General features: G+C 64.4%; 30 protein-coding genes and 1 pseudogene. 18 read left to right on the top strand and 13 right to left on the bottom strand.

Annotated features, from left to right (window positions below; genetic code table 11):
* Positions 1 to 19: 19 nt before the first annotated feature.
* The 3 genes from NKJ81_RS17360 to NKJ81_RS17350 all read right to left on the bottom strand — a co-directional run bounded on the left by NKJ81_RS17360 (position 20) and on the right by NKJ81_RS17350 (position 3786).
* Complete coding sequence (locus NKJ81_RS17360) at positions 20 to 1036, bottom strand: ABC transporter permease (protein WP_254819652.1); 1017 nt, start codon at positions 1034 to 1036, stop codon at positions 20 to 22.
* Positions 1033 to 2607 carry a sugar ABC transporter ATP-binding protein gene (locus NKJ81_RS17355; RefSeq protein WP_352541163.1) on the bottom strand — a complete coding sequence of 525 codons (1575 nt, stop codon included), beginning with the start codon at positions 2605 to 2607 and terminating at the stop codon, positions 1033 to 1035. Before NKJ81_RS17355 ends, NKJ81_RS17360 begins: the two co-directional genes overlap by 4 nt.
* 228 nt (positions 2608 to 2835) lie before the next feature.
* Positions 2836 to 3786, bottom strand: a complete 951-nt coding sequence (locus NKJ81_RS17350) for a substrate-binding domain-containing protein (protein WP_352472200.1) — start codon at positions 3784 to 3786, stop codon at positions 2836 to 2838.
* A gap of 317 nt (positions 3787 to 4103) precedes the next feature.
* Here NKJ81_RS17350 and NKJ81_RS17345 point away from each other — a divergent pair, with 317 nt between their 5' ends.
* The 6 genes from NKJ81_RS17345 to NKJ81_RS17320 all read left to right on the top strand — a co-directional run bounded on the left by NKJ81_RS17345 (position 4104) and on the right by NKJ81_RS17320 (position 10744).
* Positions 4104 to 4328, top strand: a complete 225-nt coding sequence (locus NKJ81_RS17345) for a hypothetical protein (protein WP_352472112.1) — start codon at positions 4104 to 4106, stop codon at positions 4326 to 4328.
* Between the two features lie 87 nt (positions 4329 to 4415).
* On the top strand, positions 4416 to 6914 hold the full coding sequence (gene ligD / locus NKJ81_RS17340; RefSeq protein WP_352541162.1) for a DNA ligase D: 2499 nt from the start codon (positions 4416 to 4418) through the stop codon (positions 6912 to 6914).
* A gap of 218 nt (positions 6915 to 7132) precedes the next feature.
* The gene (gene ku / locus NKJ81_RS17335) at positions 7133 to 8047 is read left to right on the top strand and encodes a non-homologous end joining protein Ku (protein WP_352472110.1); all 915 of its coding nucleotides are present in this window, start codon (positions 7133 to 7135) and stop codon (positions 8045 to 8047) included.
* Positions 8044 to 9138 carry a tetratricopeptide repeat protein gene (locus tag NKJ81_RS17330; RefSeq protein ID WP_352541161.1) on the top strand — a complete coding sequence of 365 codons (1095 nt, stop codon included), beginning with the start codon at positions 8044 to 8046 and terminating at the stop codon, positions 9136 to 9138. The genes ku and NKJ81_RS17330 overlap by 4 nt, the downstream gene beginning before the upstream one ends.
* Positions 9139 to 9319: 181 nt before the next feature.
* Positions 9320 to 9964: an alpha/beta hydrolase family protein gene (locus tag NKJ81_RS17325; RefSeq protein ID WP_352541160.1), complete on the top strand. Its 645-nt coding sequence runs from the start codon at positions 9320 to 9322 to the stop codon at positions 9962 to 9964.
* 9 nt (positions 9965 to 9973) lie between these two features.
* On the top strand, positions 9974 to 10744 hold the full coding sequence (locus tag NKJ81_RS17320; protein WP_352472106.1) for an exodeoxyribonuclease III: 771 nt from the start codon (positions 9974 to 9976) through the stop codon (positions 10742 to 10744).
* A gap of 39 nt (positions 10745 to 10783) precedes the next feature.
* Here NKJ81_RS17320 and NKJ81_RS17315 read toward each other — a convergent pair whose 3' ends face one another.
* Positions 10784 to 11248 carry a GFA family protein gene (locus NKJ81_RS17315; protein WP_352541159.1) on the bottom strand — a complete coding sequence of 155 codons (465 nt, stop codon included), beginning with the start codon at positions 11246 to 11248 and terminating at the stop codon, positions 10784 to 10786.
* Positions 11249 to 11313: 65 nt separating this feature from the next.
* Between NKJ81_RS17315 and NKJ81_RS17310 the strand changes: the two are divergent.
* From NKJ81_RS17310 to NKJ81_RS17295, 4 genes and pseudogenes are all read left to right on the top strand, one after another.
* Positions 11314 to 11364: pseudogene (locus NKJ81_RS17310) on the top strand (hypothetical protein); the annotation flags it as partial.
* A gap of 61 nt (positions 11365 to 11425) precedes the next feature.
* The gene (locus tag NKJ81_RS17305) at positions 11426 to 11695 is read left to right on the top strand and encodes a WD40 repeat domain-containing protein (RefSeq protein ID WP_352541158.1); all 270 of its coding nucleotides are present in this window, start codon (positions 11426 to 11428) and stop codon (positions 11693 to 11695) included.
* A gap of 363 nt (positions 11696 to 12058) precedes the next feature.
* Positions 12059 to 12610 carry an isochorismatase family protein gene (locus NKJ81_RS17300; RefSeq protein WP_352541157.1) on the top strand — a complete coding sequence of 184 codons (552 nt, stop codon included), beginning with the start codon at positions 12059 to 12061 and terminating at the stop codon, positions 12608 to 12610.
* A gap of 161 nt (positions 12611 to 12771) precedes the next feature.
* Positions 12772 to 14394 carry an ABC-F family ATP-binding cassette domain-containing protein gene (locus NKJ81_RS17295; RefSeq protein WP_352472101.1) on the top strand — a complete coding sequence of 541 codons (1623 nt, stop codon included), beginning with the start codon at positions 12772 to 12774 and terminating at the stop codon, positions 14392 to 14394.
* 61 nt (positions 14395 to 14455) lie between these two features.
* Here the strand turns inward: NKJ81_RS17295 and NKJ81_RS17290 are convergent, their stop codons facing one another.
* Entirely contained in the window at positions 14456 to 14887 is a 432-nt protein-coding gene (locus tag NKJ81_RS17290) for an SAM-dependent methyltransferase (protein ID WP_023675692.1), read from the bottom strand.
* A gap of 491 nt (positions 14888 to 15378) precedes the next feature.
* On the opposite strand from NKJ81_RS17290, the gene NKJ81_RS17285 reads away from it, so the two are divergent.
* From NKJ81_RS17285 to NKJ81_RS17275, 3 genes are all read left to right on the top strand, one after another.
* Positions 15379 to 16500, top strand: coding sequence for a KamA family radical SAM protein (locus NKJ81_RS17285; protein WP_502904297.1), 1122 nt, complete (start codon positions 15379 to 15381; stop codon positions 16498 to 16500).
* Positions 16501 to 16695: 195 nt separating this feature from the next.
* Entirely contained in the window at positions 16696 to 16950 is a 255-nt protein-coding gene (locus tag NKJ81_RS17280; RefSeq protein WP_352472098.1) for an exopolysaccharide production repressor protein, read from the top strand.
* A 325-nt stretch (positions 16951 to 17275) separates the two neighbouring features.
* Positions 17276 to 18100 carry a hypothetical protein gene (locus NKJ81_RS17275; RefSeq protein ID WP_352490956.1) on the top strand — a complete coding sequence of 275 codons (825 nt, stop codon included), beginning with the start codon at positions 17276 to 17278 and terminating at the stop codon, positions 18098 to 18100.
* A 219-nt stretch (positions 18101 to 18319) separates the two neighbouring features.
* Here NKJ81_RS17275 and yghU read toward each other — a convergent pair whose 3' ends face one another.
* Positions 18320 to 19207 (bottom strand): glutathione-dependent disulfide-bond oxidoreductase, encoded by an 888-nt coding sequence (gene yghU, locus NKJ81_RS17270; protein ID WP_352453698.1) that lies wholly within the window; start codon positions 19205 to 19207, stop codon positions 18320 to 18322.
* 248 nt (positions 19208 to 19455) lie between these two features.
* On the opposite strand from yghU, the gene NKJ81_RS17265 reads away from it, so the two are divergent.
* On the top strand, positions 19456 to 20361 hold the full coding sequence (locus NKJ81_RS17265; protein WP_023675699.1) for a S1C family serine protease: 906 nt from the start codon (positions 19456 to 19458) through the stop codon (positions 20359 to 20361).
* 15 nt (positions 20362 to 20376) lie between these two features.
* Here NKJ81_RS17265 and NKJ81_RS17260 read toward each other — a convergent pair whose 3' ends face one another.
* From NKJ81_RS17260 to NKJ81_RS17240, 5 genes are all read right to left on the bottom strand, one after another.
* Positions 20377 to 20988 carry a hypothetical protein gene (locus NKJ81_RS17260; protein WP_352472095.1) on the bottom strand — a complete coding sequence of 204 codons (612 nt, stop codon included), beginning with the start codon at positions 20986 to 20988 and terminating at the stop codon, positions 20377 to 20379.
* 41 nt (positions 20989 to 21029) lie between these two features.
* A complete protein-coding gene (locus tag NKJ81_RS17255) occupies positions 21030 to 21227 on the bottom strand; it encodes a hypothetical protein (RefSeq protein ID WP_352472094.1) in 198 nt (65 codons plus the stop codon).
* Between the two features lie 209 nt (positions 21228 to 21436).
* Positions 21437 to 21619 (bottom strand): DUF3606 domain-containing protein, encoded by a 183-nt coding sequence (locus NKJ81_RS17250; protein WP_023675702.1) that lies wholly within the window; start codon positions 21617 to 21619, stop codon positions 21437 to 21439.
* Positions 21620 to 21630: 11 nt separating this feature from the next.
* The gene (locus tag NKJ81_RS17245) at positions 21631 to 21939 is read right to left on the bottom strand and encodes a hypothetical protein (protein WP_352472092.1); all 309 of its coding nucleotides are present in this window, start codon (positions 21937 to 21939) and stop codon (positions 21631 to 21633) included.
* Entirely contained in the window at positions 21936 to 22295 is a 360-nt protein-coding gene (locus tag NKJ81_RS17240; RefSeq protein WP_352541155.1) for a hypothetical protein, read from the bottom strand. Before NKJ81_RS17240 ends, NKJ81_RS17245 begins: the two co-directional genes overlap by 4 nt.
* Positions 22296 to 22521: 226 nt before the next feature.
* On the opposite strand from NKJ81_RS17240, the gene NKJ81_RS17235 reads away from it, so the two are divergent.
* Complete coding sequence (locus NKJ81_RS17235; RefSeq protein WP_352465360.1) at positions 22522 to 23481, top strand: prohibitin family protein; 960 nt, start codon at positions 22522 to 22524, stop codon at positions 23479 to 23481.
* A 52-nt stretch (positions 23482 to 23533) separates the two neighbouring features.
* On the opposite strand, the gene NKJ81_RS17230 is transcribed toward NKJ81_RS17235, so the two are convergent.
* Positions 23534 to 24100 (bottom strand): RBBP9/YdeN family alpha/beta hydrolase, encoded by a 567-nt coding sequence (locus NKJ81_RS17230; protein WP_352541154.1) that lies wholly within the window; start codon positions 24098 to 24100, stop codon positions 23534 to 23536.
* Positions 24101 to 24212: 112 nt separating this feature from the next.
* Here NKJ81_RS17230 and NKJ81_RS17225 point away from each other — a divergent pair, with 112 nt between their 5' ends.
* Complete coding sequence (locus NKJ81_RS17225; RefSeq protein WP_352541153.1) at positions 24213 to 24737, top strand: Lrp/AsnC family transcriptional regulator; 525 nt, start codon at positions 24213 to 24215, stop codon at positions 24735 to 24737.
* Here the strand turns inward: NKJ81_RS17225 and NKJ81_RS17220 are convergent.
* Positions 24682 to 25158, bottom strand: a complete 477-nt coding sequence (locus NKJ81_RS17220) for an Lrp/AsnC family transcriptional regulator (protein ID WP_352541152.1) — start codon at positions 25156 to 25158, stop codon at positions 24682 to 24684. The genes NKJ81_RS17225 and NKJ81_RS17220 overlap by 56 nt on opposite strands.
* 156 nt (positions 25159 to 25314) lie before the next feature.
* Between NKJ81_RS17220 and NKJ81_RS17215 the strand changes: the two genes are divergently transcribed.
* Positions 25315 to 26067, top strand: coding sequence for a tryptophan 2,3-dioxygenase family protein (locus NKJ81_RS17215; RefSeq protein WP_352541151.1), 753 nt, complete (start codon positions 25315 to 25317; stop codon positions 26065 to 26067).
* A gap of 152 nt (positions 26068 to 26219) precedes the next feature.
* Positions 26220 to 26651: a DoxX family protein gene (locus NKJ81_RS17210; RefSeq protein WP_352541150.1), complete on the top strand. Its 432-nt coding sequence runs from the start codon at positions 26220 to 26222 to the stop codon at positions 26649 to 26651.
* Positions 26652 to 26659: the final 8 nt, after the last annotated feature.

Raw genomic sequence — 26659 nt, 5'->3', positions numbered from 1 at the left:
CGCAGCGTTCGCTCCGCCATCACCGCCTTACCCGCGATTTCAGCCAGCGGTCGAAGGCCACGGCGAGGATGAGGATCAGGCCGATGACAATGCTTTGCGTGTAGGACGAGACGTTGTTGAACTGCAGCCCGTTCTGCAGCACGCCGATCAGCCCTGCACCGACCACCGTGCCGCCGACGCTGCCGATGCCGCCGAACAGCGAGGTGCCGCCGATGACGACCGCCGAGATCACCGTCAGCTCGTAGCCGATGCCGGCGACGGCTTCGGAGGAGTTGAGCCGCGCCGACAAAACGAAGGCGGCAAGGCCGGCGAAGAAGCCGACGATGATGTAGACCGAGATCAGGATGCGGTCGACACGCAGGCCGGAGAGTCGTGCCGCCTCGGCATTGCCGCCGACGGCATAGACCGCGCGGCCGTAACGTGTGTAGCGCAGCACGATATGGCAAAGGATCGCGGCAATCGCGAAGATGATCGCCGGCACCGGAACCGGGCCGATCAGGCCGGTACCGAACCAGCGCATCGAGGCGTCGAAGCCGGAGATCGGGCCGCCATTGGAAATCGTCAAGGTCAGGCCGCGAAACACGGTGAGGCCGCCAAGCGTGACGACGAAGGGCGGCACTTTCAGCCTGGTGATGGCAAAGCCCTGGACGCCGCCGGCCACGGCACCGACGACGACGGCGGCGAGAAGGGCGGCGAACCAGCCATAGCCCTGCGTGCCCGTTGTCGACAGCGACAGCGTGTTGGCGGTGCCGCCCTTGGCCACCACCGCCGCGACCATGCCGCAGAAGGCGAGCAGCGAGCCGACCGACAGGTCGATGCCGGCAGTGAGGATGACGAAGGTCATGCCGAGCGCGATCAGGCCGGTGATCGAGATCTGGCGCATGATGTTGAACAGGTTGATCGGGTCGATGAAGCTCGGCTTCAGCACGGTGAAGACGACGATCAGCAACGCCAGGAACATCAGCGGGCCGAAGCTCATCAGCAGGCGCGCAATATTGACGCCGCCGCGCTGGCTCCGTTCGGTCGTGCTGGTCATTGTGTTGCTTCCTGCTTCTGGTCGAGCGCCATCAGTTCCATCAGTTTCTCCTCGGTCGCCTCGACGCCGGGCATCTCGCCGGTAATGCGCCCGCGCCGCATGGTGACGATCCTGTCCGACACCGCAAGCACTTCGGGCAGCTCGGACGAGATCATCATGATGGCGATGCCGCGCGCGGCGAGCTCCACCAGGATCTGGTGCACTTCCGCCTTGGCGCCGACATCGACGCCGCGCGTCGGTTCATCGACGATCAGTACCTTGGGATCGCGCGCCAGCCAGCGGGCAAGGATCACCTTCTGCTGGTTGCCGCCGGACAGGCCCTCGATCGCCTGCTCGGGCGAGGCCATGCGGATCGACAGCATCTTCCTGTAGTTCGCCAGCGCCTCGCGCTCGCGCCGCTCGGCCATGAAGCCGACACTGGAGTAGCGGTCGAGCGCGGCGATCGAGAAATTGGTGAGGATGGCGAGTGCTGCGAAGATTGCCTGGTGCTTGCGGTCCTCCGGCACCAGGCCGATGCCGAGCTCGATGGCGTCGGCGGGTGAGGCGGGCGCGATCGGCTTGCCGTCGAGCCTGATGGTGCCGGCGGCAATGCGGTCGGCGCCGAAGATGGCGCGGGCGAGCTCGGTGCGGCCGGAGCCGACGAGCCCGGCGACGCCGAGGATTTCGCCCGCCTTGAGGTCGAGATCGACGCCTTCGAGCACGATGGCGTGCGGCGCCTGCGGATCGCGCACCGTGCGCAGGCCGCGCACCGAGAGCCGGACGTCGCCGGCGACGTCGCGCTGCGTCGGCCTGGCATAGAGCTCGGAAGCGGCGCGGCCGACCATCTTCTCGATGATCTTCGGCAGTTTGATCGGCCCGCCTTCGCGGTCGAGATGGCCGGCCAGCCTGCCGTCGCGCAGCACCGTCATGCGATCGCAGATCGCCGAGGCCTCCTCCAGCCGGTGGGTGACGAACATGATGGCGACGCCATCCTTGCGCAGCCGGTCCATGATCGACATCAGCCTGTGCACTTCGGTTTCGGTCAGCGCCGAGGTCGGCTCGTCCATGATAATCAAGCGGCTCTTCAGCGACAGCGCGCGGGCGATCTCGACCAGCTGCTGCTCGGCCACCGACAGCGCCGACACCGGCGTCGCCGGGTCGAGGTCGAGGCCGACGCGAGCGATGATCGCGCGTGAGTCTTCCACCATCTTTCGCCAGCTGACCAGCCCGAACCGGCCGAGCGGCGCGCGACCGATGAAGATGTTCTCCGCTACCGTCAGCGTCGGGATCAGGCTCAGTTCCTGGTAGATTGTTACGATGCCGTGGCGCTTGGCATCCTGCGGATTGTGCGGGCTGAATTCGACGCCGTCGAAGACGATGCGGCCGCTGGACGGCGGCATCACGCCGGAGAGTATCTTGAGCAGTGTCGACTTGCCGGCGCCGTTCTCGCCGAGCAGGCCGAGGATCTCGCCGGGGCGGACTTCAAGCGATACGTCGTTCAGCGCGGTGACGCCGGCAAAGCGCTTGGTCACGCCCTCGACGGTGAGCAGGGCGGGAGAGGGTGAAGGCGCTGCGGCTTCGGCTGCGGGCAAAGGTTGCTCCCAATTTGCGATTGATGGCGGGACAGCGCCCCCTCTGTCCTACCGGACATCTCCCCACGAGGGGGAGATTGGATGTCTTTCGCCAATCTTCCTGCGTTGCAGAAAAGGCGCCATCGGCGAAGCTCCCGATTTCCCCCCAAGTGGGGGGAGATGCCCGGCAGGGCAGAGGGGGGGCGCGACAGAATGCTACTTTTGCCGCTGCGCGCCCTTTGTGCAACCTTACTTCGTCTCGCCCAGCCTCTCCGCCTTGTCGAGATTGTCCTTGCCGATGACGATCGGCGTCAAAAGCACCAGCTTTTCCTTCGGCTCGGTCTTGTCCCTGGCGTAAGCGACCGCGATCTGCACCGCAGTGCGCGATTGTTCGCCGGGGAATTGCTCGACCGTTCCGGCCAGCTTGCCGTCGCGCACGGCGACCAGCGCTTCGGGAAGCGCGTCGAAGCCGTAGATCTTGACGTCGGTGAAGTTGCGCGCCGCGCAGGCTTCAACCGCGCCAAGCGCCATGTCGTCATTGGCGCAGATGATCGCGTCGGGCTTGCCGTTGGCGGCAAGGCCGGCCTCGGTGACGGACAGCGCCTCGGCGCGGGCGAAGTTGGCGGTCTGCTCGAAGATGATCTGGTACTTATCCTTCATCGGATCGAGGACGTTGTGCACACCCTTGTTGCGGTCGATCGCCGGGCCGGCACCGGGCTGGCCCTGCAGATGGAAGATCTTGGCGCCGTTCGGGAATGCCGCCACCATGGCCTTCGCTTCGGCCTCGCCGCCCTTGACGTTGTCGGCGCCGACATGGGCAAGGATGCCCTCGACGCCTTCGACACGGCGGTCGATGGTGACGACGGGAACGCCGGCCTTGACCGCTTCCTCGATGGCTGGGGCCAGCGCATTGACGTCGAGCGGCGAGATGACGATGGCGTTGACCTTCTGCACGAGCGCCGCTTCGATATCGGCGGTCTGCTTGGGCGCCGAATTCTGGCCGTCGCTTTCGACCAGGTTGACGCCCTGCGCCTGGGCTTCCGCCTTGATCTGGTTCAGCATGTGCACGAAGAACGGAAAGCCGAGGCTCGGCACCGAACCCAGGATGGTCAGCTTGTCCTGGGCAAAAGCCAGTTGCGGAGCGGCCAGCGCCAAAGCGCCCATCGCCGCGGTCGACAGCAGGAATTCACGTCTGTTGATCAATTTAGTCTCCTCCCAGATGAGCGCACGACCCCGAAACCGGAATGGGTTTTCCGGAAGGTTCCTTGCGTCGATTCAAAAATGGAGTGTCCTTCGAGCGCCCAACTCGTGTTTGAAGGGACGCAACGGCGCTCCAGCCGGTCCACCGCGACGTTCTCCTCCGCTCGGTGCCTGCCGGCGGATGCTAGCCAAGGCCGGAGCTTTGCGCAAGAACGCGCTACCGCGCGCGGCTCGCAGCGACCGCCAAATTGACAGCCGACACGCTCTCGGCCATCCTTAAGGCACGCCGCCTTGCGGCTTGTGCGTGAGTAACCAGCATGGCCAGTTCCGTCGCCAGTCAGAAATCCAAGCGCGCCGCGGTGCGGAACGCGCTCGACCGCCACAAGGTGTACATCACCGCGCAGCGTTTTTCGGCCGGCAGCTACAGCGCGCGGGTGCTGGTCAACGGCGAGGCCTACTGGGTCGACGAATTCCGGCTCAGCCAGCTGCAGCAGGGCCTGTCGCCGGCCGAACTCGAATTGACGCCGGCCACGGACGATTGAGCGGCGTGACGCCGACCTGCCGCATGCTGACAAAATGATTCAAGACATGCGCATCAAGCCGTTGTTTTTGCGCAAGAGCATGTGGCCGTGACCGCCCCGCCAAAGCTCAAGGCTTATCGCGCCAAGCGCGAGTTCACGAGGACGCCGGAACCGGCCGGCGGGCTGGTTGCCGGGGAAGGCAACCGCTTCGTCGTTCACAAGCACCAGGCCACCGCCGATCACTACGATCTGCGCCTGCAGGTCGGCGACGTGCTGAAGAGCTGGGCGGTGCCGCGCGGCCCGTCGCTCAACCCCGCCGACAAACGGCTGGCGGTCGAGACCGAGGACCATCCGCTCGAGTATATCGACTTCGAAGGTGTGATTCCCGAAGGCGAATATGGCGGCGGGCCGATGATCGTCTGGGACACCGGTGTCTGGGCGCCGATGGACGATGTCGAGAAGAGCCTGCGCACCGGTTCCTTCAAGTTCCGCCTCGCCGGCGAAAAGCTGAATGGCGGCTGGATGCTGACGCGGCTGAAACCAAAGCCCGGCGAGGATGCGGGCAAGAAGAACTGGCTGCTGTTCAAGGAGCGCGATCTCGCCGCCGACGCCAAGCTCGACATACTGGAAGCCCGGCCGGAAAGCGTCAAATCCGGACGCCGCATCGAGGAACTGGCGGCAACGCCGAAGCCGGCCGCCAAGCCTGCCAGGCCGGTGGTGCTGAAGCCAGGTGCTTTGCCGGGCGCCGTCAAGGCGCCGCTGCCCACCCGCATCGAGCCGCAACTGGCGACGCAGGTTTCGAAACCGCCGGGCGGCGATGACCCAGCGGCCCGAACGGGCGAAGTCTGGCTGCACGAGATCAAATTCGATGGCTACCGCACCATGGCGCATCTCGCTAACGGCGCAGTCAGGCTGATCACCCGCGCCGGCCTCGACTGGACGAAGCGCTATGGCGACCTGCCGCTTGCCTTCGCCAGGCTGCCGTGCCGCGAGGCGATCATCGACGGCGAGGTCGTCGCGCTCGACGCCAAGGGCATCAGCCGCTTTGCCCTTTTGCAGAATGCGCTGGCCGAAGGCGCCGGCAACAAACTCCACTTCTACGCCTTCGATCTTCTGTATCTCGACGGCCGGGACCTGAGACAAGCGCCGCTCCGCCGGCGCAAGGCGCTGCTTTCGCAATTGCTGTCCGGTCTCGGCGCCAATTCGGCCATCCAGCTCAGCGATCATGTCGAAGGAGACGGCCAGGCACTTTATGACCAGGCGTCCGAGATGGGGCTCGAGGGTGTCGTCTCCAAGCGCGCCACGGCAATCTACCAGAGCGGCCGTACCAAGACCTGGACCAAGACCAAGGCGCTTCAGACCGGCGACTTCGTCATCGCCGGCTACACAGTCTCCGATGCGGCCGAGGGGCTGGCCGCACTCGGCCTCGGCGAATTCGAGGATGGCGAATTGCACTATCGCGGCAAGGTCGGCACCGGCTTCGACGCCGCCACCGCCGGCGAGTTGCTGGCGCGGCTGGAGCCGTTGCGCGCCGGGGCGTCCGCGCCGGAAGGCGTTCCGCGCGAAATCATGCGCGAGATGAAATGGGTGCGGCCGCTGCTTTCGGCGCACATCCACTACGCCAACCGGACCACCGACAATGCGCTGCGCCATGCCGTGTTCCGCGGCCTGCGCGACGTCGGCCTGTCAACGCCGGTTTCGGCCAAGCGCAAGCGGCTGATCGCCGAGGCCGACCTCGCCACCATCTGGGTGACCAACCCGACGCGACGGCTGTTCGGCAAGACCGGCCCGACCAAGCTCGACATTGCCGTCTATTATGCGCTGGTCGGCGATTTCATGCTGCCGCACATTCTCGGCCGGCCGGTGTCGCTGGTGCGCTGCCCGACCGGCAGGCCGCAGGACTGTTTCTTCCAGCGCCACGCCTTCACCGGCATGCCGTCATCCGTGGCGACTTTCGAAGCGACCAATTCGGAGGGCGAGACCAAATCCTATCTCTCGGTGGAAGACGCCAAGGGCTATCTGGCCCTGGCGCAGTTCGGTGTCGTCGAGTTCCACACCTGGGGCACCCATCGCACGCGGCTCGACAAGCCGGACCTGGTCGTTTTCGACCTCGACCCGGGCGAGGGGATCGCCTGGCGCGAGGTGGTTGAGGCGGCGGTGCACATTAAGGGCGAGCTGGAAGCGCTAGGGCTGGTGCCGTTCGCCAAGACGTCCGGCGGCCACGGCATCCACATATCAGTACCGGTGACGCAAAAGCAGAACTGGAAGAAATTGCACCAGGCGACCAGCGCCATCTCGACGCATCTTGCCGCCACCGCGCCCGACACTTTCACCACCACCATGGGCAAGGATAACCGCAAGCGGCGCATCTTCATCGATTATCACCGCAATGCGCGCGGCCACACCTCGGCGGCTCCCTATTCGCTGCGCGCCCGCACCAATTTGCCGGCCTCGACACCGGTGAGCTGGAGCGACCTGGCGACCATCGATGCCCCGCAGGATCTGAATTATTCGTCACTGCCGGGCCTGCTGGCGACGTCAGGCGACCCTTGGGCCGACATGGAAGATTTCGCCCGGGATTTGCCGGTGATGGGCACTGCGAGATAGTCCCGCGGGCGCGGCCCCAGACTCCATCGACGCTCCGGAAAATTTGAATTATTCTTCGCCACGGACCTCTTACCTGCAGGGGCTCCGGCGGAGGAAGATTTCGCTAGGGATTTGCCGGTATTGTAAGGGCAATGTAGGATTTCGGCAGCCGCATTCGTCCTCCGGACGAATGAACGCTGCGAACAGTTCGACAGCACAAGGCCGCGTAGGAGTATTTCATGGCGCCCAGGGCAAGTTGGAAAGGTTACCTCAAGCTCAGTCTGGTCAGCTGTCCGGTCCGGCTCTATCCGGCGACGAGCGCCAGCGAGCGCATCAGCTTCAACCAGCTGCACAAGAAGACGCACAACCGCATCAACATGAAGCCGGTCGACCCCGAGCTCGGGCTGGTCGAGCGTTCGGACCTGGTCAAGGGCTACGAATACGAGGACAAGCAGTACATCATCATCGAGGACTCCGATCTCGATGCGGTGCGCATCGAATCCAACCATACGATGAACATCGAGGCTTTTGTCGACGAGCATTCGGTCGACGTCATCTATCAGGACGCGCCCTATTACCTGGCGCCGGACGGCGCAATGGCCGAGGAGACCTTTGCCGTGTTGCGCGAAGCGATGCGCAAATCCGGCAAGCTGGCGATCGCCCGCCTGGTGCTGTCCAGCCGCGAGCGCGTGGTGACGATCGGCGCGCGCGAGAACGGCATGTTCGTCTGCACCTTGAGGAATCCGAACGAAGTGCGTGGCACGGCTGAGTATTTCGGCAATATCCCGGCCGGAAACCCCGATCCCGAAATGCTGCAATTGGCCGAAGCGCTGATCAAGCAGAAGGAAACCACGTTCGATCCGAAGAATTACGAGGACCGCTACGAGATCGCGCTGATGGCGATGATCCGCGAGAAGCTGAAGGGCCATAAGCCGATCATCGCGGCGGCCCCGGAGCGCGGCAATGTGATCAATCTCATGGACGCGCTGAAGGCGAGCCTGTCGCAATCGGCCAAGCCGCCGGCCAAGTCGAAGAGCAAGGCCGATGAAACGGCCAAGCCCGCGGCGAAATCCGCCAAGGCCGGCGCCGCCGCGGTCAAGGAAAACCCGCTCAAGGCGAACCTTCTCAAAGCCGTCGGCAAGAGCAAGGCGTGACGGCTCTCGCCGGCACGGTCTTCGGCATCGTCGGCGCGCTGGCGGCCTTTCCGCTCAGGCTGGCGGCGCGCGAGGTCGAGCGCCAGCATGGCCAGTTGCGGCGCGGCGTCACTCGGCGCACCACACATGTCGTGTTGGGCCGCAAGTTGCTCGCCAAAGCCGGCGATAGCGAGATCGAGCGTCGCGCTGCTGCGGAGCGCGCGGCCGGGCGCAAGCTGGTCAGCGAGAACGGCTTCCTGCGCCTGCTCGGCCTGATGAAAGCGCCGGAGGCTTCGGCGCTGTCGCGGCAGTCGCTGATCGACCAGTCGCGGCTGACCGGCGCGGATCTCGACCTTTTGTCGCTGTTCGATGCCTTCGAGCATGATTGCGAACCGTATTCCTTTCGCGACCTGATCCTCGCCCGCAAATATGCCGGGCTGGTTGCCGGCGGCGCCTCGTGGGGGGCGATTGCGCGCTCGGTGCACCGCTCGGGCCCGGTCGCCTCGCTCACCGCCAAGTCGCTCGCCGTCGGCTCGCAGCACGGGCGGGCCGATGCGATCTATCTCGAAGGCGGCCAGAGCGAACTCGACGGCCAGCTGCTGTTCGATCTGGGAACGCAGGATGACGACACGCTGGAAGAGCTGTTCGCCGATGCCGAGGCGGCGGAAGGGGCTGAAGACCACGAGCAGGCGGCGGCGCTCTACCAGCGCTGCCTGGCCATCGACCCAAGCGATGCCATCGCCGCCTTCAACCGCGCCAACTGCCTGCGCGCCGCCGGCCACGCGGCCGAGGCGGCGCACGACTATGCCCGCGCCATAAAGCTCGATCCCGGCTTCGTCGAGGCCTGGTTCAATCTCGCCGGGCTGATGAGCGAAGAGGGGCGGGTAGCCTCGGCGCGCCGCCATTTGCTGAAGGCGATCGCACTCGATCCCAATTATGCCGACGCGGTGTTCAACCTTGCCAGGCTGGAGTTCGACGCCGGCAATCTCGCCGAGGCGCGGCGTCGCTGGGTGCGCTACCTCGAGCTCGACGCCAATTCCGAATGGGCGCGCACGGCGGCCAAGGGGATACAGTTCGTGGATTTGCAGCTGGCGCGGATGTCGGCGGGATAGGTGGTAGCGCCTCCTTCTCCCCTTGTGGGAGAAGGTGGATCGGCGCGCAGCGCCGAGACGGTTGAGGGGTGTTGGAAGAAATGAGGCGTCGGCGTTCCCTGGAACACCCCTCATCCGACCGAGCTTCGCTCGGTCACCTTCTCCCACAAGGGGAGAAGGGGTCACCAGCGTTGGAGTCCCCATGACAACCTTCCTCTTCGACGGCCCCGACACCGCCGCCATCATCATCCTGCTCGCCCATGGCGCAGGCGCTCCTATGGACTCGCCCTCGATGACCGCCACCGCCAAGGCGCTGGCCGCAGCCGGCTTCCGCGTCGCGCGCTTCGAATTCCACTACATGGCGGCTCGCCGCTACGGCCACCGCAAGCCGCCGCCGCGCGCCGAGACGGTTAACCCGGAATACGTCAAGGCGATCGCCGACCTCCGGGCGAAGGGCGTGAAGGGTCCGCTGATCATCGGCGGCAAGTCGATGGGCGGACGCGTCGCTTCGATGATCGCCGACGAGATGTTTTCGAAGGGCGAGATTTCAGGGCTGCTTTGTCTCGGCTATCCCTTCCATCCGCCTGACAAACCGACGCAGCTTCGGACAAAACACCTGGCCGATCTCAAGACGCCGACATTGATCTTCCAGGGCACGCGCGACGAGTTCGGGACCAAAGACGAGGTCGCGACCTATGCTCTGTCCGACGCAATCGAGATCTTCTGGCTGGAAGACGGCGACCATGATCTGAAGCCGCGCAAAAACATCTCCGGCTTCTCCACCGCCGATCATCTGAAGACGCTCGCTGATGCGGTGAAGGCGTGGACCGAACGCATCGTGCGCTGAAGCAGGCCGATGAAGATCGCCACCTTCAACGTCAACAACATCAACAGCCGGCTGCCGAACCTGCTCGCATGGCTGGCTGCCGCCAAACCCGACATCGCCTGCCTGCAGGAGCTCAAGGCGAGACAGACGCAGTTTCCGCGCACTGCGCTGGCGGCGGCCGGCTACGGCGCGGTTTGGGTCGGGCAGCCGACCTGGAACGGCGTCGCCATCCTTTCGCGTGGCGCAGAACCCGTTCTGACCCGCGAGGCGCTGCCCGGCGACGATAGCGACCAGCAGGCGCGCTACATCGAAGCGGCGGTCAACGGCATCGTCGTCGCCTGCCTCTACGCGCCGAACGGCAATCCGCAGCCCGGCCCGAAATTCCAGTACAAGCTCAACTGGCACGAAAGGCTGGAGGCGCATGCGGCGCAGTTGCTCGACACCGGCCTGCCGGTGGTGCTGGCCGGCGACTACAACATCGTGCCCGAGCCGCGCGACATCTACCCGACCCGCTCCTATGACGACAACGCGCTGGTCCAGCCGGAAAGCCGCGCATCGTTCCAGCGGCTGCTCGACCAGGGCTGGCTTGACGCGCTGCGCAAGAAGCACCCGAACGAGACGCTCTACACATTCTGGGACTATCGCCGCAACCGCTGGCCGCGCGATGCCGGCCTGCGCCTCGACCATATCTTGCTCAGCAAGAAGCTGTCGCGCCGGCTGGTAGCGGCGGGCATCGACCGCGACGTGCGCGGCGAGACCGGCGCCAGCGATCATGCGCCGGTCTGGGTGGAGTTGAAGTGAGGCACGGAGGCTGGCGCCGCCTTTCCGGGCGGCAACCAGTCAAGTTGGCCGCGCCGCTTCGCGGGCGAACGCCTCGATCAGAGGTGCGTATCCCTCAAGGTCGGGCTGCGTAGCGAAACTGTGGCTAGCGGCGGTCGAAGCCCAGGGCAGCTTTTCCGACGTGAAGACTTCGACGAAAGGCACGTACCATTGGTGCTCGTCCAGCATGGTCGCACGAATGTTGACGAAAAAGTCCAGGCCATGCGGGCGCGTGAACATCCAGTTCTTGCAATGCGGGCAATAGAGCTGGCGATGCGGGCCGTGCAGGCCGCCGACCACCGGCTCGCCTTGCGTTATGGCAAAACCGTCGCTCGGCACGGCGATGGTCAGGGAATACGCGCTGGCGCTCAGCTTCTGGCAGCCGGTGCAGTGACACGCCATCGTCAGCAAGGGCGGGGCGCTGATGCGAAAGCGTATTCCGGCGCACAGGCAACCGCCGTCCCAAGGGAGCTTCCAATCGTCCATTGCTGGCCTCGCCTTAGCCTCTGCCAGCGATCTAGCGCGCGACCGGCCTGCCGGCAAACGCGGCGATGCCTGCGGCTGCTGGCGCCGACGGGCACCATGTCATCACCGGCAGCGGCGATTACACGATCAAGCTGTGGGATCTGGACAGCGGCCGCGAGGTCCGCCGTTTCGACGGCCATGAAGGCACCGTGTACGCCCTGGCGCTCCCTGGCGCTCTCAGCCGACGGCGAGCGGCTGCTCTCAGGCTCGCTCGACGGCACGGCGCGGCTGTGGGACATGGAGACCGGCAACCAGCTCGCCATGTTCGACAGCCAGTCCGGCCCGATCTATGCGGTTGCCTTTGCCGCGGGCGGCACGGTGCTGACCGGCGGCTACGACCGCAGCATCAGGGACTGGCCGGCTGGCGGCGCCGATAGGATGGTGCTTTTCGCCGGGGCGCCGGATTGATTGCGGGATATCCAATTTCGTCGCCGGGGCTTGGACACCCCCACTGTTGCGCTGGGCAATCGCATTTGGATTCTTGCGAAGATGGACCCCCACCCTAACCCTCCCCACAAGGGGGAAGGAATGCTGCCGCGCGCCCTTACTTCCCCTTTGGCGCCGAAAGGCAGGCAATTTGCCGAGGTCAGTGCCAACGGAAGTCTCCCTCCCCCTTGTGGGGAGGGGTTAGGGGTGGGGGTCCATCGTAGAGCGAAAGCCTCGGCTTTCCACCTGCGATAGCCCTGCCCCACGAGGGGGAGATCAGCAGCTCCAGCGTCGGCTTCGGCGCGTATACTTGACCCGCCTACCACCCACGCTATGCTCGCGTCCATGTCAGAGACCAGCCCCGCGGCCGCTGCGCCGCTCATCGTGATTGACCTTCAGACCGGCATGTTCGACGGTGTTGCCGAACCGCCGATCCATGATGCCGACGGCATCGTTGCCCGCACCCGCGCGCTGATCGAATGGGCACGGCGCAGCGGGCGCAAAGTCGCCTTCATCAGGCATGACGGGCCACAGGGCGATCCTCTGGCGCCGGGTGAGCCGGGCTGGCCGGTGTGGCCGGCGCTCGGCCAGGCCGCGGACGAGCCGACTTTCGCCAAGTGTGTCGGCGATGCGTTCAGCAATGCCGCCCTTGCAGAATGGGTGGCCGGCCAGGGCGCCGGCGAGGTCGTTCTGATCGGCGCGCAGACCGATTTCTGCGTGGCGGCCACGGTGAAGGGCGCCTTTGCAGCGGGCCTGGGCGTCACCGTGGTTTCCGACGCCCACAGCACGCTCGACGCGGCCAGCGAGACCGCCGCGGAGATCATCGCCCGGCACAATGCGGCATTTGCCGCCGCCGGGGTCAAGCTGGCGACGACAAAAGCCCTGACCGATAGCTGATCCGCCGGCTCATCCCTACGCCGTCAAAGCCTGATCCAGCCGGGAAGCGACTGGCGGGTTCAGACAATTTGGCGCGGGGCGCCTCACTACTGCGGGCTTCCGCCGGCGCGGTCTATCGCGTATTGGCGCAGGAACTCTCCTTTGGCCTTCCCCGGAAAACCATGATTCGTCTCGAAAGCATCAGCAAGCAGAATGGCAGGCAGATCGTCTTCATCGAAGCCTCCGCCGCGTTGCAGAAGGGCGAGAAGGTCGGGCTGGTCGGGCCTAACGGCGCCGGCAAGACGACGCTGTTTCGCATGATCAACGGCGAGGAGCAGCCCGACGAAGGCCAGGTCTCGGTCGATCGCGGCGTCACCATCGGCTATTTCAGCCAGGATGTCGGCGACATGGAAGGCCGCAGTGCGGTGGCCGAAGTGATGGACGGCGCCGGACCGGTCAGCGAAGTGGCGGCCGAGATGCGCGAGCTCGAGCACGCCATGGGCGACCCTGACCAGGCCGACCAGATGGACGAGATCATCGCCCGCTACGGCGAGGCGCAGCACCGCTTCGAGGAGCTCGACGGCTACGCGCTGGATGGCCGGGCGCGCGAGGTGCTGGACGGCCTCGGCTTCAGCCAGGAGATGATGGACGGCGACGTCGGCAAGCTGTCCGGCGGCTGGAAAATGCGCGTGGCACTGGCCAGGATCCTTTTGATGCGGCCCGACGCCATGCTGCTCGACGAGCCGAGCAACCATCTCGACCTGGAAAGCCTGATCTGGCTGGAGCAGTTCCTGAAGAACTATGACGGCGCGCTGCTGATGACCTCGCACGACCGCGAGTTCATGAACCGCATCGTCAACAAGGTGGTCGAGATCGACGGCGGTTCGCTGACCGCTTACTCCGGCAACTACGAATTCTACCAGCAGCAGCGGGCGATTGCCGACAGGCAGCAGCAGGCGCAGTTCGAGCGCCAGCAGGCGATGCTGGCCAAGGAGATCGCCTTCATCGAGCGCTTCAAGGCGCGTGCCTCGCATGCCGCCCAGGTACAGAGCCGGGTGAAGAAGCTGGACAAGATCGACCGGGTCGAGCCGCCCAAGCGCCGCCAGAAGGTATCGTTCGACTTCCAGCCGGCGCCGCGCTGCGGCGAGGACGTGGTGACGCTGAAGAACGTGCACAAGGGCTATGGCAGCCGCTCGATCTACGAGGGATTGGATTTTCAGGTGCGCCGCCGCGAGCGCTGGTGCATCATGGGCGTCAACGGCGCCGGCAAGTCGACGCTGCTGAAGCTGGTCGCTGGCGCTTCCGAGCCGGACAATGGCACGGTGGCGCGCGGGCCCAGCGTCAAGATGGGCTATTTCGCCCAGCACGCCATGGAAGTGCTGGAGGGCGAGCGCACCGTGTTCCAGACGCTGGAAGATGCGTTTCCGCAGGCCGGCCAGGCGCCGCTCAGGGCGCTGGCCGGCTGCTTCGGCTTTTCCGGCGACGAGATCGAGAAGAAATGCCGCGTGCTGTCGGGCGGCGAGAAGGCGCGGCTGGTGATGGCGCTGATGCTGTTCGATCCGCCCAATTTGCTGGTGCTGGACGAGCCGACCAACCACCTCGACATCGCCACCAAGGAGATGCTGATCACGGCACTGTCGCAGTACGAGGGAACCATGCTGTTCGTCTCGCACGACCGCCATTTCCTGGCGGCGCTGTCGAACCGGGTGCTGGAACTGACGCCCGAGGGCATCCACACCTATGGCGGCGGCTATACCGAATATGTCGAGCGCACCGGGCAGGAGGCGCCGGGGTTGCGGAGCTGAGGCCGGCTCTGCCGCGCACGGTCACGTAGACGCTCGATTCCGGGGGCCAAGCACGAGGTGCTCAGCCATGTATCGCAATTTCGCGCAGCGGATCGCCGCCGTCGATGAACAGCCGGCCTTGCGCGGTCAACGCCGCCTTGAGCCGTCGCAGGGCAATTTTTCCTGCTTCGGGATGACGCCCGTCCAGCGCGCCGACGCGCACGGCAACGGCAATGTCGAAGTGCTTCTCATCGGCCTCCAACTCGAAGTCCTCGATGGCGATCTGGCGAAGGCTCAGCCGGCCTGCCGCAATCTCGGCGCGCGAGGCGGCCCCGGCCTGCGCGATGGCCTTGGCCGAGCGGTCGATCGCCAGCACGTGCCCGCCGCCGATCCGGCGCGCGATCTCGCGCGCTGCAGCACCCGGTCCGCAGCCAATCTCCAGCACTCGCATGCCCTGCCGCAAAGGCAGCGCATTGACGATCTCCAAAAGCCTTGGCGACAAGTCGTTCGCCATACGCTGTTCTCCAGCTTTTTCACAATCCGAGATTAGCGACCGCGGCCGGCGACGGGAAGGCCGAGAGACGCGGGCATCGCCGATGTGTTCAGCTGGCATGTTCAGCTGGGTGCTGCTTGAGCAGGGGGCATGATCGACATCGAAGAGGTCGACGATCCGGTCTCGACCGCGGGCGACCGGGCGGGCCCGAGCGGCCCGGCGTCGTTGACCTGAGGGGTAGGGAGGGAACTGGCGCCGAGCCTAACCGGTTGGGGGGTAGATCACCGGCCGTTTATGTCTATACGCTCAAGCTAATATAAGAGCAAGCTAATGTTTTGCGTCAGCGATGTTGGACGATTGTTCTGATCATGGCCGGTTGTGGCTTCCTGCCGCGCCCTCCAATCCGGCCAAACACCGCTTATTGCCTTCAAGTCCTGGCTCCAATGCTGTACCCCGGCCCGAAATTCAAGGAGCCTGCGATGACCTCACATCCCGACATCCCCGACGCCAGCATGGCGGTCGATGCGGCCGGCGTGGCAGCCGATGACCGGCGCGCTCGCGAGGCGGATGCCGCATGGCGCGACGATGTTCGCGAGGGCGTGCGGCAGGTAGGCGATCTGGATTCGCTGCCGCTGTCGCCAGCCGAGCGGGCGGCGGCCAAAGCCGCGGCCACGCGCCACAAGGTTCGCATTCCCAAGGCCTATCTCGACCTGATCGACTGGAACGACCCCGCCGATCCGATACGGCTTCAGGTCATCCCGTCGCCCGACGAACTGGCAGAGCAGGAGGGCGAACTCGACGATCCGATCGCCGACCACGCCTTCAGTCCCGTGCCTAGATTGACGCATCGACATGCCGACCGGGTTCTGTTGTTCCCGACCTATCAATGCGCGGTCTATTGCCGGTTCTGCTTTCGCAAGGAGCAGTTGACCTCGATCGGCCGGGGTTTTTCGCGCGAGGCGCTGGAGCCGGCCTTCGCCTATATCGCGGCCCATCCGGAAATCCGCGAGGTGATCCTGACCGGCGGCGACCCGCTGTCGCTGCCGGACAGGGCGCTGGCGGAAATCCGCGCCCGTGTCGAGGCGATCCAGCATGTGCGGCTGTTGCGCATCCACACGCGCGTACCCGTCGCGCTGCCGTCGCGCGTCACCGGCGGGTTGATTCAAGCCTTGCAGGGCCGGCTGATGGTCACTGTCGTCACCCATTTCAACCATCCACGCGAAATCACGGAGGCGACCGAGCGGGCCTGCCGCACGTTGCGGCAGGGCGGCTTCGTGCTGCTGAACCAGAGCGTTCTGCTGAAAGGCGTGAACGATACGGTCGAGGTGCTGGAAGAGCTGTGCCGCGAGCTGATGTATCGCCTTGGCATCAAACCCTATTACCTGCACCACGGCGATCTCGTGCGCGGCATGGCGCACCGGCGCACCACGATCGCCGAGGGCCAGGCGCTGGTCAGCGCCTTGCGTGCGCGCCTGTCGGGCATCTGCAATCCCGTCTACGTGCTGGATCTGCCGGACGGCGGAGGGAAAGTCCCGCTCGGCCCGTCCTATCTCGAGGCGCGCGAAGGGGAGACGTGGCGAATACGTGGGCTTGATGGGGCGGTGAGGGCGTATAGGGAGGTTGCTGGGGAGTAGGGGACGCGCAGCCGCTGTCCAAGCCAGCCCACCTTGGTGACCTGACATGCAGCCCTTGATCACGGAAGCATGCGTTAACTGCTGTTCTATTTGGTGCTTGCGCAATTGCTAAAATAGTGAAAACGTTGGCCTGGGGTAATGGGTTAGGGGAGTTCGTCCCGGCTGTTGCGAGTTTCGGGGCGGCGCAGAAAAGTCATGAACTTTCCACAGTTCCTGGTGGGGCTGACCACCACATCGTCCATCGTGGCGATCTCGACTTACTTTGCGACGGGTTCAATCTGGAAGACGCTGGCCTGGACGATCTTGACCTTGATCGTCATGCAGGTTGGATATTTCCTGTTCGTCGTCCGGTTGATCTACGGATCCGGGGCGAAAGGCGCGGCGGCAAAGCCGCGGCGTCTGAGGGCTGTGCCGCCGAACCGTCGAGGTCGCATTCAGCTTATGCAGTAATGTCCCATATAGATATCATGGTCTAGACAGGACATGTTCGGTTCTGGGAATGTGCGTTGGACGTTCCGCTAGTTTAGCCAACTAATATATATCGCCCAACTCATATCGTCGTTTTTGGGCTAGCGGGAAAACCTGCCTGCTGCTTGTACGACTGTGCCTAAGGCCACATTTTACAACCGGCTGGCAAGCTCCCTTTCGTTGATGCAGCCTAAATCCGGCTGGTGTTTTCGATGGGCGGTTGAGGCTATAAAGCCGTTCAACCGGGCGGCATCGGGATGCATTTCGGCCGGTCGAGAGGGTTGTGGTGATCGACGGAACGCCAAACGTGATCTTACTGATCGGCAGCGCCCCCGATGTGGTGCGCTGCGCCGCCTGGCCCAAGCAGGCCTTCGGCAAGATCGTCGCCATCAACAACGCCTGGCGCGTGCGGCCCGACTGGGATTTCCTCGTCCATGCCGGCGATTTCCCGGCGGAGCGGATGCCGCAAGGCGGTCCCCTGCAGCAGGCGCAGATCTTCAGCGCCTCGCATTACGTGCCGGCGCAAAACAGCTTTGGCGGCTTCGTCTATGCCGGGGGCACCATGTCGATGACGGCGGCCTACTGGACGATCCACAGTCAGAAGCCGGACGTGCTGGCATTCCTTGGCTGCGACATGATTTACGACCAGCCCGGCAACACGCATTTTTACGGCGTCGGCCGCGCCGATCCGCTGCGCAACGACGTCACCCTGCGCAACCTCGAGGCGAAGTCGGCCCGCCTGCTCATCCATGCGCTTCGGCGCGGCTGCCTGTGCGTCAACCTATCCGACCTGCCGCGCAGCCGGCTGGTCTTCCCGCGGCTGACGCTCGATGAAGTCGGCGCGCTTTCTTCCTCGCGGCTTTCGGAAATGAAGGCCGAGATGCTTGCCGGCCTGCGGCTCGATCAGGCGGAGGAGGCCGACAGGATCGAGAAGGAACTCGGCTATTTCTTCGAGGACGGCATGTACTGGAAGCACCTCGAAAAGCTCGACGAGAAATTCCTGGCCAACATCGACCGGCTGTGGATGGCGGCGGTGAAGGCGAGCTTGAGCAGTCGGCCGAAGCTGCCGATCTCCCCCCTTGTGGCAGGGCAATCGCATTTGGATTCTTACGAAGATGGACCCCCACCCTAACCCTCCCCACAAGGGGGAGGGAATGCTGCCGCGCGCCCTTACTTCCCCTTTTGGCGCCGAAAGGCAGGCAATTTGCCGAGGTCAGCGCCAACGGAAGTCTCCCTCCCCCTTGTGGGGAGGGGTTAGGGGTGGGGGTCCATCGTAGAGCGAAAGCCTCGGCTTTCCATCTGCAATAGCCCTGCCCATTGTGGGGGGAGATCAGCAGTTTCAGTCGTCCGCTTAGCTTTTGGCCGCCGCGAGCTTGTCTTGCGTCTTGGTCTCGAAATCGCTGGCGTCATGGCGCTCGTGCAGTTGCATCGAAGGCTCGCCGAAGGTGCGGTTGACCATGCGGCCGCGCTTGACCGCCGGCCGCGCGTCGATGGCGTCGGCCCAGCGCTGCACGTTCTTGTACTGCTCCACCTGCAGGAACTCGCCGGAATCGTCATACATACGGCCCTTGGCCAGCCCGCCATACCAGGGCCACACCGCAATGTCGGCAATCGTATAGTCGCTGCCGCCTAAATACTCGCTTTCGGCGAGGCGTCGGTCGAGCACGTCCATCTGCCGCTTGGTTTCCATGGCGAAGCGGTCGATGGCATATTCGATCTTCGTCGGCGCATAGGCGTAGAAATGGCCGAAGCCGCCACCGAGATAGGGCGCCGAGCCCATCTGCCAGAACAGCCATGACAGCGTCTCGGCGCGAGCCGGCTGCTCCGTCGGCAGGAATTCGCCGAATTTTTCGGCGAGGTAGAGCAGGATCGAGCCGGATTCGAAGATGCGGACCGGCTTTTTCCCACTGCGATCCATCATGGCCGGGATCTTCGAGTTGGGGTTGACCTCGACGAAGCCGCTGCCGAACTGGTCGCCGTCGTTGATCCTGATAAGCCAGGCGTCGTATTCGGCGCCGCTGTGGCCGAGCGCCAGAAGTTCCTCCAGCATGATCGTCACCTTGACGCCGTTCGGTGTCGCCAGCGAATAAAGCTGCAGCGGATGCTTGCCGACCGGCAGTTTCTTGTCGTGCGTCGGGCCGGCGATCGGCCGGTTGATGCTGGCGAAAGCGCCGCCATTTGCCTTGTTCCAGGTCCAGACTTTTGGCGGCGTGTATTGGTCCGTTGCGTAGTCGTTCATTTGGGAGGCCTTTGGAAGGGTTGGGTTGGGAGGATATCAGATATCAACGTGGGCAATGGCGGAGGAACTTTGCATAGGGCAGCTTGGGATAGCCGTAGGTACAGATAGGGCTGCCGGCGCTGTTGCAAAACCCCGGCGCGAACGGCGCGGCGCCGGTCCACGCCAAAGCCGGCGCCACCTCTTGCGCCTGATCACCTGCGCCATACCTATAGCCCATATCAGCTGCGAACATTGCCAGGAACCAAAGCATGAATATCGAACCCCTTTTGCGATCCATCGTGGCCGTCCGCGCCACCGTGCCAGAGGACGCCTTCACGGCAAATACACTTGGCACCCGCCGCGAGGGCAGTGGCGTGGTCATCCGCGGCGACGGGCTGGTACTCACCATCGGCTATCTCATCACGGAGGCCGAGGAGGTCTGGCTGGCCGACCAGGACGGGCGCGTGGTTCCCGCCCATGCGCTCGCCTACGACCAGGAGTCGGGCTTCGGCCTGGTGCAGGCGCTGGCGCCGCTCGGGCTGCCCGCCATTGCGCTCGGCGATGCGTCCAGGGCCAAGATCGGCGATCCCGTCGTGCTCGCCGACGGCGTCGGCCGCTCCGTGCGGGCGCGGATCGTCACCAAGCAGGAATTCGCCGGCTATTGGGAATATCTGCTCGACGAGGCGATCTTCACGGCGCCGGCTCACCCCTCATGGGGCGGCGCCGGCCTCATCGGCGCGGATGGCAGGCTGCTCGGCATCGGTTCACTGCGCCTGCAGATGAGCCGCAACGGCGAGGTCGCCGACATCAACATGGTGGTGCCGATCGATCTTCTGCCGCCCATCCTCGACGATCTGCTGACGCGCGGGCAGGTCGCCAGGCCGCCGCGGCCGTGGCTCGGCGCCTTCTCGGCCGAGAGCGACGGCAAGGTCGTGGTGATGAGCGTCGCCGAGGGCGGTCCAGCCGCCCAGGCGGGCCTTCGCCAAGGCGATGTCATCTCGGATGTCCGCGACACGGCGGTCGATGGGCTTGCCGATTTTTATCGCAAGCTTTGGAAGAGCGGCCCGGCGGGTGCCGAGATCCCGCTCCGGGTGCTGCGCGATGGCCGCGAAACCTGGCTGCGCGTCAAGTCCGCCGATCGCAACAGCCTGCTGTGGAAGCCGCCGCTGCAGTGAGGCAACCGAAACCTCTCACTCTCCGCAAGCGCTGAAGCCAGTGCCCGGGGTCCATTCCGCAAATGGGATGACCTTGCCTTCGACCGATACGGTCGCTTGCCTGGTGCTGCCGTCCGCCAGCTTCTTGCTGCTTTTGCCCTTGCCGGTCAGCACATTGTAGTCGCAGTCGCCGGCAACATTGTCGTCCATGTAATCCCAATAGTCGTAGGCAAAACCGGCGACGACGAACGTGCCGTTGCGCCAGGCGAGCGTCAGCGTCTTATTGGTCCGCTCGCTGCCGATCTCCATCGCCGGAACATAGAGCTTGATCGAACCGTTGGGGAGCGCGGTGAGTTCGGGCTCGGTGTCGGATGTGGCGGGGCCCGGCCGGTCATAATCCTTCCATTCGCCGTAAATCTGTTCATGCACGACCCCGGCAGGTTTTAGAAAATCGCCATCGCGATCCTTGAGGAAAAAATACATGTCCATGGGATGGCCGGGCTCGGTCTCCACGATCATCGCCAGATCGGCGGCGCCGTCGCTGTTCCAGTCGCCGGTCGCCGCCGTGATGATCTTCTGCGTCTCGATCGGTTCTGCCAGGGCGGCGGCCGGCAGCAGCAGGACCAGACCGAATATTGTCGATCGCATGTAGATCCCCTCGCGCTTGGGCAGGCCTGAGAGCATGCTTCTCAGGAGGCCCGGCTCTGCCGCGTCTCGGAACGGCTCGTCTCGTTGAGCAGCCGGCAGAGCGAAACCGCTTCACGACGGCTCAGGCCGATCAGCGCGATTTGCGAAAATTGCGCCGGCAGATCGTGAACGATGTCCCACACCATCCATCGGCCGTTCGGCTCCATGACACATTCGTAGCGCAATAATTGTTCCTGCATCCGACCCCCCGGCTTTGCTCATCGGACTGGTACAGCGTCGAGGTAAATGAGTTGTTGCGCCGCGAGAGTATTCCGCGGCTGTCAAAACCAGGCGTTGAATCCCCACAGGGGCGAACCCGACAGGTCACGGCTGACGGTGCCGATACTCTCGACAAGGCGGCAGGGCAGGGACGCTTCCGGCGTGAACGGCGGCCACCGCTAGAATTGGATCAGGCGTTGCGGCTCGCCATATGCGCGTCGAGCTTCCTCCTCGAGGGGCCGTAACGCTTGATGATGGTCGCGGCCTCGCTTTGCGGTATGCCGTATTTGCGGGCAAAGGCAGCGACCTCGTAAGGCTCTTCGCCTGAGACCAGTTTGCGATCCTGCTTGGTCTTGGATTTGTCGTCGGCCATGGCGTCCTCCATCACATCTGGTCGTTATAGGGCTCCTTGGTCCGGCCGACCATCCTGGCCAGTTCGGCAAAGGACGGTACGCCGGTTTCACCCTGGGCATTGTTGGCCGCCTGCAGCAGCCTGAGCGGAAAGCAGACGGCGTCGCGGTTGGATGGCGACATGTCTTCATAGAGACGCTCCTCGCTGGTCATCGCCGCCTCGGCCCGGCGCAACGCCATGTCGACCTCGTCGACCGACAGCAGGCCCTTGTGGACCAGCGCGTTGTTGACGGCCGCGATCGCCATCATCAATCCTTCGAGCTGGAGATTGGCGACGTTCATCGTCTTGTGTCCTTGCCGGGCTTCTTGGCGGTGGCCTTGCCGTCTGGCCGGATCGCTGCGCGCGGCGGGTTCTGGCCCTCCGAATGCAGGGTCCTGTCATCGAAATCGTCAGCCGGCCTGGTCAATCCCATGCCGCCGGGAGGTGGCTTGTTGCCGGCCGCATCCTGCGAAAATTCGTCGGCCGCGTCGCGGCTCGTCTTTGCCGGATATTTCCTCGCTCCGGTCTCGTAGCGGTTCGGGTCGTCGGCCATGTCCTGTGCTCCCGTTGCAATGAGCAGATAACTTTCATGCGGCGGCAGCGGTTCCGTGGCGAAATCGACCTTGCCGGTGCGCAAGCCTTCGCAATCTGCGACCACGACTACGAGGATTGCCCGAAGCGCAGAACCGATGCCGGACGGCAGAAGCAGACGCCAGGCAACGCGTCCCAGCCCGCAGCCGCGGCTGCAGGGGAAATCGGCTGGCCACCCTGAACCACCCGCCGGTCCGGCCGGCTGCCTCGAAGGTCTTTCCATATCCAGAGGATTGCAATGCCGCCACTATTGTGGGCAAAAGCAGCACGGGCAATCAGGTTGGGGTGGGGTGATGACCGAAACGCAAGGCAATTCAAGCCGTCCGCAGGGCAAGCCGGGGATGGCATCGGGGTCGATCGGTTCCGGCCTGATCGCACTCGTCATCGTGGCGCTCGGCGTCTTTGCGCTGTTTGGATCCTGGTACACGATCGATCAGGGCGACCGCGGCGTGCTTTTGACCAACGGAGCGCTGAGTTCGGTCGTTGATCCCGGACTGCATTTCAAGCTGCCGTGGTTACAGCGTGTCGAGAAGATCAGCCTGCGCCAGCAGGTGCTCAAATGGGGCTGCGAGAACCAGAACGATTGCAGCGGCCTGCCGGCCATGCAGGCCTATTCGCGCGACCAGCAGCCGGCCGACATGCGCGTCACCGTCAATTTCCACGTGCCGGCCGCCGAAGTCAGCAACGTCTACACCAATTATGGATCGATCGAGGCACTGGCCGACCGTGTCATTGCCAGGAAGGCACCGCAGGAGATCAAGACGGTGTTCGGCCAGTACGACGCGGTGTCGGTTATCCAGAACCGGGCGAAGTTCAACAAGGACGTCGCCGAGGCCATCGCGGCGGTAACCGACGGGCCGGTGATGATCGACAGCGTGCAGGTCGAGAACATCGACTTCTCCGATGCCTACGAGCAGGCGGTCGAAGCCAGGATGACGGCGCAGGTCGAGGTGCAGAAGCAGGAACAGAACCTGCAGCAGGAAAAGATCAAGGCCGATATCGCCGTCACCCAGGCCAAGGGCCGCGCCGACAGCGTCAAGGCCGAAGCCGAGGCCAGCGCCTACAAGACCAGGGTCGAAGGCGATGCGACCGCGGGCGCCATCAAGGCTCGCGCCGCCGCAATCGCCAACAATCCGCTGCTGGTCGAACTGACCAAGGCGGAGAGGTGGAACGGCGAATTGCCGAAGTCGATGATCCCGGGCTCGACCGTACCGTTCCTCGAACTCAGCACGCCTGCCGCAGCATCGAACTGAGGCGCGGCGCAAGCCAGATCAGGGCGCCGGCGCGATAGCCGTCCTGGTGCGGTTACGGCTGAAGCACGGCGCCTCGGGCGATTGCCTGCGTTTGACTTAGAAAAGCTGTCAGCAGCTCCATTCCCGCCGGCCAGTCGCCGAGCCCGCTGTCGCCATTGATGTGGCCAAGCGGTCCGGCGATATGGAGATCGCTGCCCCATCGCTCGGATTTCGCCCTGGCATAGTCCAGCGAGCCGTAGGGATCGTTGGTGCTGGCGACAATCAGCGACGGAAAGCGAAGCCGTTGTTGCGGTGCGTCGGCGAAGGCCCGGGCGGAGGAGGGGAAGGCCGGCGACGCAGGGTCCGGAACCGCGACCAGCAACGCACCGCCGATAGAGCGGGGGGAGATCCGCTGCCAGTGTACGACGAGCAGACAGCCGAGGCTATGGGCGACGAGCACCGGCGGTGTCCTTGCCTGGCATACAGCGGTTTCCAGCGCGGCCACCCAGTCGTCGACGTCCGGCGCGTCCCAACTCGCCGGGTTGAACCGCCGCATCGCCGGGTTTGCCTGCTGCCAACGTGTCTGCCAGTGGGCTTCGCCCGATCCGCCGATGCCCGGCACAATGATGAAGTCGGTCATGCGAAGCCCTTCTTTCCTGATGCAGCGCGTGCAATTCTAGGTCTTCTCCCAGGTGGCGGAATGAGAGATCATCGGAAAGCAGCGACGAAATCCGATGGATTAAAGGGCGATCATGCGGAACGGCGATTATCGGCCAAGGCTCGATCCCACCGATCTGGCGATCATTGAGATCATGCAGGAGGATGGCCGCATCGGCATCTCCGAGCTTGGCCGCCGCGTCGGACTGTCCCAGCCCGCCACCTCGGAACGGGTGAAGCGGCTGGAGGAGCGCGGCGTCATCACCGGTTACAAGGCGGTGATCAATTCGGCAGCGCTCGGGCTCGGCACCATGGCGGTCATCCGCCTGCGCACCACGCATGAGCATATCCAGGCCTGCCTGAAGAAGTTCGCCCAATTGCCGGAGGTGGTCGAGGTGCTGCGGGTGACCGGCGAGGATTGTTTTCTGGTCAAGGTCGTGGTCCCGTCACCGCCCGATCTTGAAAGCATCGTCGACAGCATCGGCCGGTACGGCACGGTGACGACAAATGTGGTTCTGCGCGCCGAGCAACCGAAGCGGCTGGGACGCGAATTGATGACCAGGGCTATCGCTTGGTCTGCGTATGCCCGACGGCATTGGCGAACGAGATGCCGCCCTTGATCTCGCGCATCGCCATCGAGGTGATCGTGCGCCGCACGCCGGGCAGCCGGCTGAGCTCCTCGCGCAGCATCCTGTCGAGCGCCATCATGTCGACGGTGACGATCTGCAGGAGATAATCGGCCTCGCCTGTCGTGGCGTGGCAGCGGCGGATCAGCGGATGCTTTTTGACCGCCGCCTCGAAGGCGTCCGACAGTTCGAAATCGATCGACACCTGGATGAAGGCTTCGATGCCGAAGCCGAGCTTGGCTGGGTCGATCAGGGTCGAGTAGCCGCGGATGACGCCGGCGTCCTCAAGCGTCTTGACCCGCTTCCAGCACGGCGTCTTGCTCAAGCCGACCTCGTCGGCGAGCGCGGCAAAGGAGATGCGGGCCTCGCGTTCGAGCGCAGCTATGATCTTCCGGTCGATCGCATCCAGCATCATTCGTTCTTCCTATCCGCTTCAGACGCAGTGTTTGTCCTTCATTTTGCGCTAATCGAATAACAGAAAGGGACAATGTTCGGCAAGAAAGCGATTAGACTCAGGGACCGGGATCCAACAGGCGCCTGCGGCCCAACGGCCGGGGCAGGGAGCATGGCCATGGACAAGCAGGATTATTATGCCCGCATCGAAACGCCTGAGATGCGCGACTATGGCGTCTACCTCAAATGCGACAGGCTGCTTGCCTGCCAGAAGCCGCTGGCCGAGATGGTCAATGCCGACGAGCTGCAGTTCCAGATCGTTCATCAGGTCGAGGAGCTGTGGATGAAGCTCATCGCCTATACGCTGGTCGATGTCGTCGATTTCCTGGAAAAGCAGGATACGCATCGCATCGTCACGCTGATGGCGCGCGTGCACCGGCTGATACGGCTGATGACGGCGCAGCTCGACCTGCTCGAAACCATGTCGCCCAAGGAATACCAGCAGATCCGGCTGCAGCTCGGCAATGGCAGCGGTCAGGAATCGCCGGGTTTCAAGCAGCTGCTGCGTCTGCCGCCCGATCTGTGGCGGGCCTTCAAGGCGTCGTACCTCGACGACCGCGGCCTTTCGGTCGAGGATGTCTACGATACCGGCTACGATCACGGCGACAGCTATGTCGTTGCCGAAGCGCTGATCGAGTTCGACGAGCTGTTCCAGAAATTCCGTGCCAACCACCTCTATCTCATCCACCGCACGATCGGCCTCGGCGCGAAATCGCTGAAGGGCCGGCCGGTCGAATTGCTGGAAGCCGGCGCCCGCCACCGCTTCTTCCCGGAACTCTGGGACATACGCTGGGCGATGACCGACCGCTGGGGCAGCCAATATGGAACGGTACGGGAGCCGATCAGCAAGCCGGGGGTCAAGTTGGGGTAGCGCAACCTTTCTTCTCCCACAACAAGGGGAGAAGGGAAGGCGCCACTTTGGTGCCGGCGCTTGTATCTCTCAGGTTTTTCGGGGGATGATGTCGGGCTTGCGGCTGGTGGTGCGTCCTTGGGGCACAACCATCGCAACTCTGGGAGGACATCATGACCTTGGAAACCGCTCAATCATCCGTTCAGTCGCCGTGGCAGACCGCGGCAATCCTTATCGCCCGCCTGATCTTTGCCGCCGTCTTCCTGATGGCCGTGATCTTCAAATTCGTCGATATCGGCGCCACCGCCGGCTATATCGCGGCGGCCGGGTTTCCGTTCCCGCTGTTCCTGGCCTGGTGCGCAGCCCTGCTCGAGGTCGTCCTCGTTCTATGCTTCCTGACCGGCGCCTTCTTCTCATGGGCAGCACTCGTCGCCGCCGCCTATGTGCTGTTCCTCGGCTTTGCCTTCCACGGGCCGTCGCACTGGGCCGGCAACCAGGCGGAGTTCGGCTTCTTCGTCGATCACTTCACCTTCCTGGCCGGGCTGCTGTTTGCCGCCGTGCACGGGCCGGGCCGCGTCTTGGCGCTGAGGCTTGGCAGGGGGTGATGCCAAAG

Source organism: Mesorhizobium sp. M0018 (assembly GCF_040323955.1).
In the GTDB taxonomy this organism is placed as follows: domain Bacteria; phylum Pseudomonadota; class Alphaproteobacteria; order Rhizobiales; family Rhizobiaceae; genus Mesorhizobium.
The sequence above is the reverse complement of the archived record's forward strand: the minus strand, read 5'-3'. Positions and strand labels throughout refer to the sequence as shown.

What these genes read in the sequence shown, in the direction of transcription:
- NKJ81_RS17360 (WP_254819652.1), bottom strand. Translation starts at nt 1,036, where the DNA reads ATGACCAGCACGACCGAACGGAGCCAGCGCGGCGGCGTCAATATTGCG.
- NKJ81_RS17345 (WP_352472112.1), top strand. Translation starts at nt 4,104, where the DNA reads ATGGCCAGTTCCGTCGCCAGTCAGAAATCCAAGCGCGCCGCGGTGCGG.
- ku (WP_352472110.1), top strand. Translation starts at nt 7,133, where the DNA reads ATGGCGCCCAGGGCAAGTTGGAAAGGTTACCTCAAGCTCAGTCTGGTC.
- NKJ81_RS17325 (WP_352541160.1), top strand. Translation starts at nt 9,320, where the DNA reads ATGACAACCTTCCTCTTCGACGGCCCCGACACCGCCGCCATCATCATC.
- NKJ81_RS17320 (WP_352472106.1), top strand. Translation starts at nt 9,974, where the DNA reads ATGAAGATCGCCACCTTCAACGTCAACAACATCAACAGCCGGCTGCCG.
- NKJ81_RS17315 (WP_352541159.1), bottom strand. Translation starts at nt 11,248, where the DNA reads ATGGACGATTGGAAGCTCCCTTGGGACGGCGGTTGCCTGTGCGCCGGA.
- NKJ81_RS17305 (WP_352541158.1), top strand. Translation starts at nt 11,426, where the DNA reads ATGAAGGCACCGTGTACGCCCTGGCGCTCCCTGGCGCTCTCAGCCGAC.
- NKJ81_RS17300 (WP_352541157.1), top strand. Translation starts at nt 12,059, where the DNA reads ATGTCAGAGACCAGCCCCGCGGCCGCTGCGCCGCTCATCGTGATTGAC.
- NKJ81_RS17295 (WP_352472101.1), top strand. Translation starts at nt 12,772, where the DNA reads ATGATTCGTCTCGAAAGCATCAGCAAGCAGAATGGCAGGCAGATCGTC.
- NKJ81_RS17290 (WP_023675692.1), bottom strand. Translation starts at nt 14,887, where the DNA reads ATGGCGAACGACTTGTCGCCAAGGCTTTTGGAGATCGTCAATGCGCTG.
- NKJ81_RS17285 (WP_502904297.1), top strand. Translation starts at nt 15,379, where the DNA reads ATGGCGGTCGATGCGGCCGGCGTGGCAGCCGATGACCGGCGCGCTCGC.
- NKJ81_RS17280 (WP_352472098.1), top strand. Translation starts at nt 16,696, where the DNA reads ATGAACTTTCCACAGTTCCTGGTGGGGCTGACCACCACATCGTCCATC.
- yghU (WP_352453698.1), bottom strand. Translation starts at nt 19,207, where the DNA reads ATGAACGACTACGCAACGGACCAATACACGCCGCCAAAAGTCTGGACC.
- NKJ81_RS17265 (WP_023675699.1), top strand. Translation starts at nt 19,456, where the DNA reads ATGAATATCGAACCCCTTTTGCGATCCATCGTGGCCGTCCGCGCCACC.
- NKJ81_RS17260 (WP_352472095.1), bottom strand. Translation starts at nt 20,988, where the DNA reads ATGCGATCGACAATATTCGGTCTGGTCCTGCTGCTGCCGGCCGCCGCC.
- NKJ81_RS17255 (WP_352472094.1), bottom strand. Translation starts at nt 21,227, where the DNA reads ATGCAGGAACAATTATTGCGCTACGAATGTGTCATGGAGCCGAACGGC.
- NKJ81_RS17250 (WP_023675702.1), bottom strand. Translation starts at nt 21,619, where the DNA reads ATGGCCGACGACAAATCCAAGACCAAGCAGGATCGCAAACTGGTCTCA.
- NKJ81_RS17245 (WP_352472092.1), bottom strand. Translation starts at nt 21,939, where the DNA reads ATGAACGTCGCCAATCTCCAGCTCGAAGGATTGATGATGGCGATCGCG.
- NKJ81_RS17235 (WP_352465360.1), top strand. Translation starts at nt 22,522, where the DNA reads ATGACCGAAACGCAAGGCAATTCAAGCCGTCCGCAGGGCAAGCCGGGG.
- NKJ81_RS17230 (WP_352541154.1), bottom strand. Translation starts at nt 24,100, where the DNA reads ATGACCGACTTCATCATTGTGCCGGGCATCGGCGGATCGGGCGAAGCC.
- NKJ81_RS17225 (WP_352541153.1), top strand. Translation starts at nt 24,213, where the DNA reads ATGCGGAACGGCGATTATCGGCCAAGGCTCGATCCCACCGATCTGGCG.
- NKJ81_RS17220 (WP_352541152.1), bottom strand. Translation starts at nt 25,158, where the DNA reads ATGATGCTGGATGCGATCGACCGGAAGATCATAGCTGCGCTCGAACGC.
- NKJ81_RS17215 (WP_352541151.1), top strand. Translation starts at nt 25,315, where the DNA reads ATGGACAAGCAGGATTATTATGCCCGCATCGAAACGCCTGAGATGCGC.
- NKJ81_RS17210 (WP_352541150.1), top strand. Translation starts at nt 26,220, where the DNA reads ATGACCTTGGAAACCGCTCAATCATCCGTTCAGTCGCCGTGGCAGACC.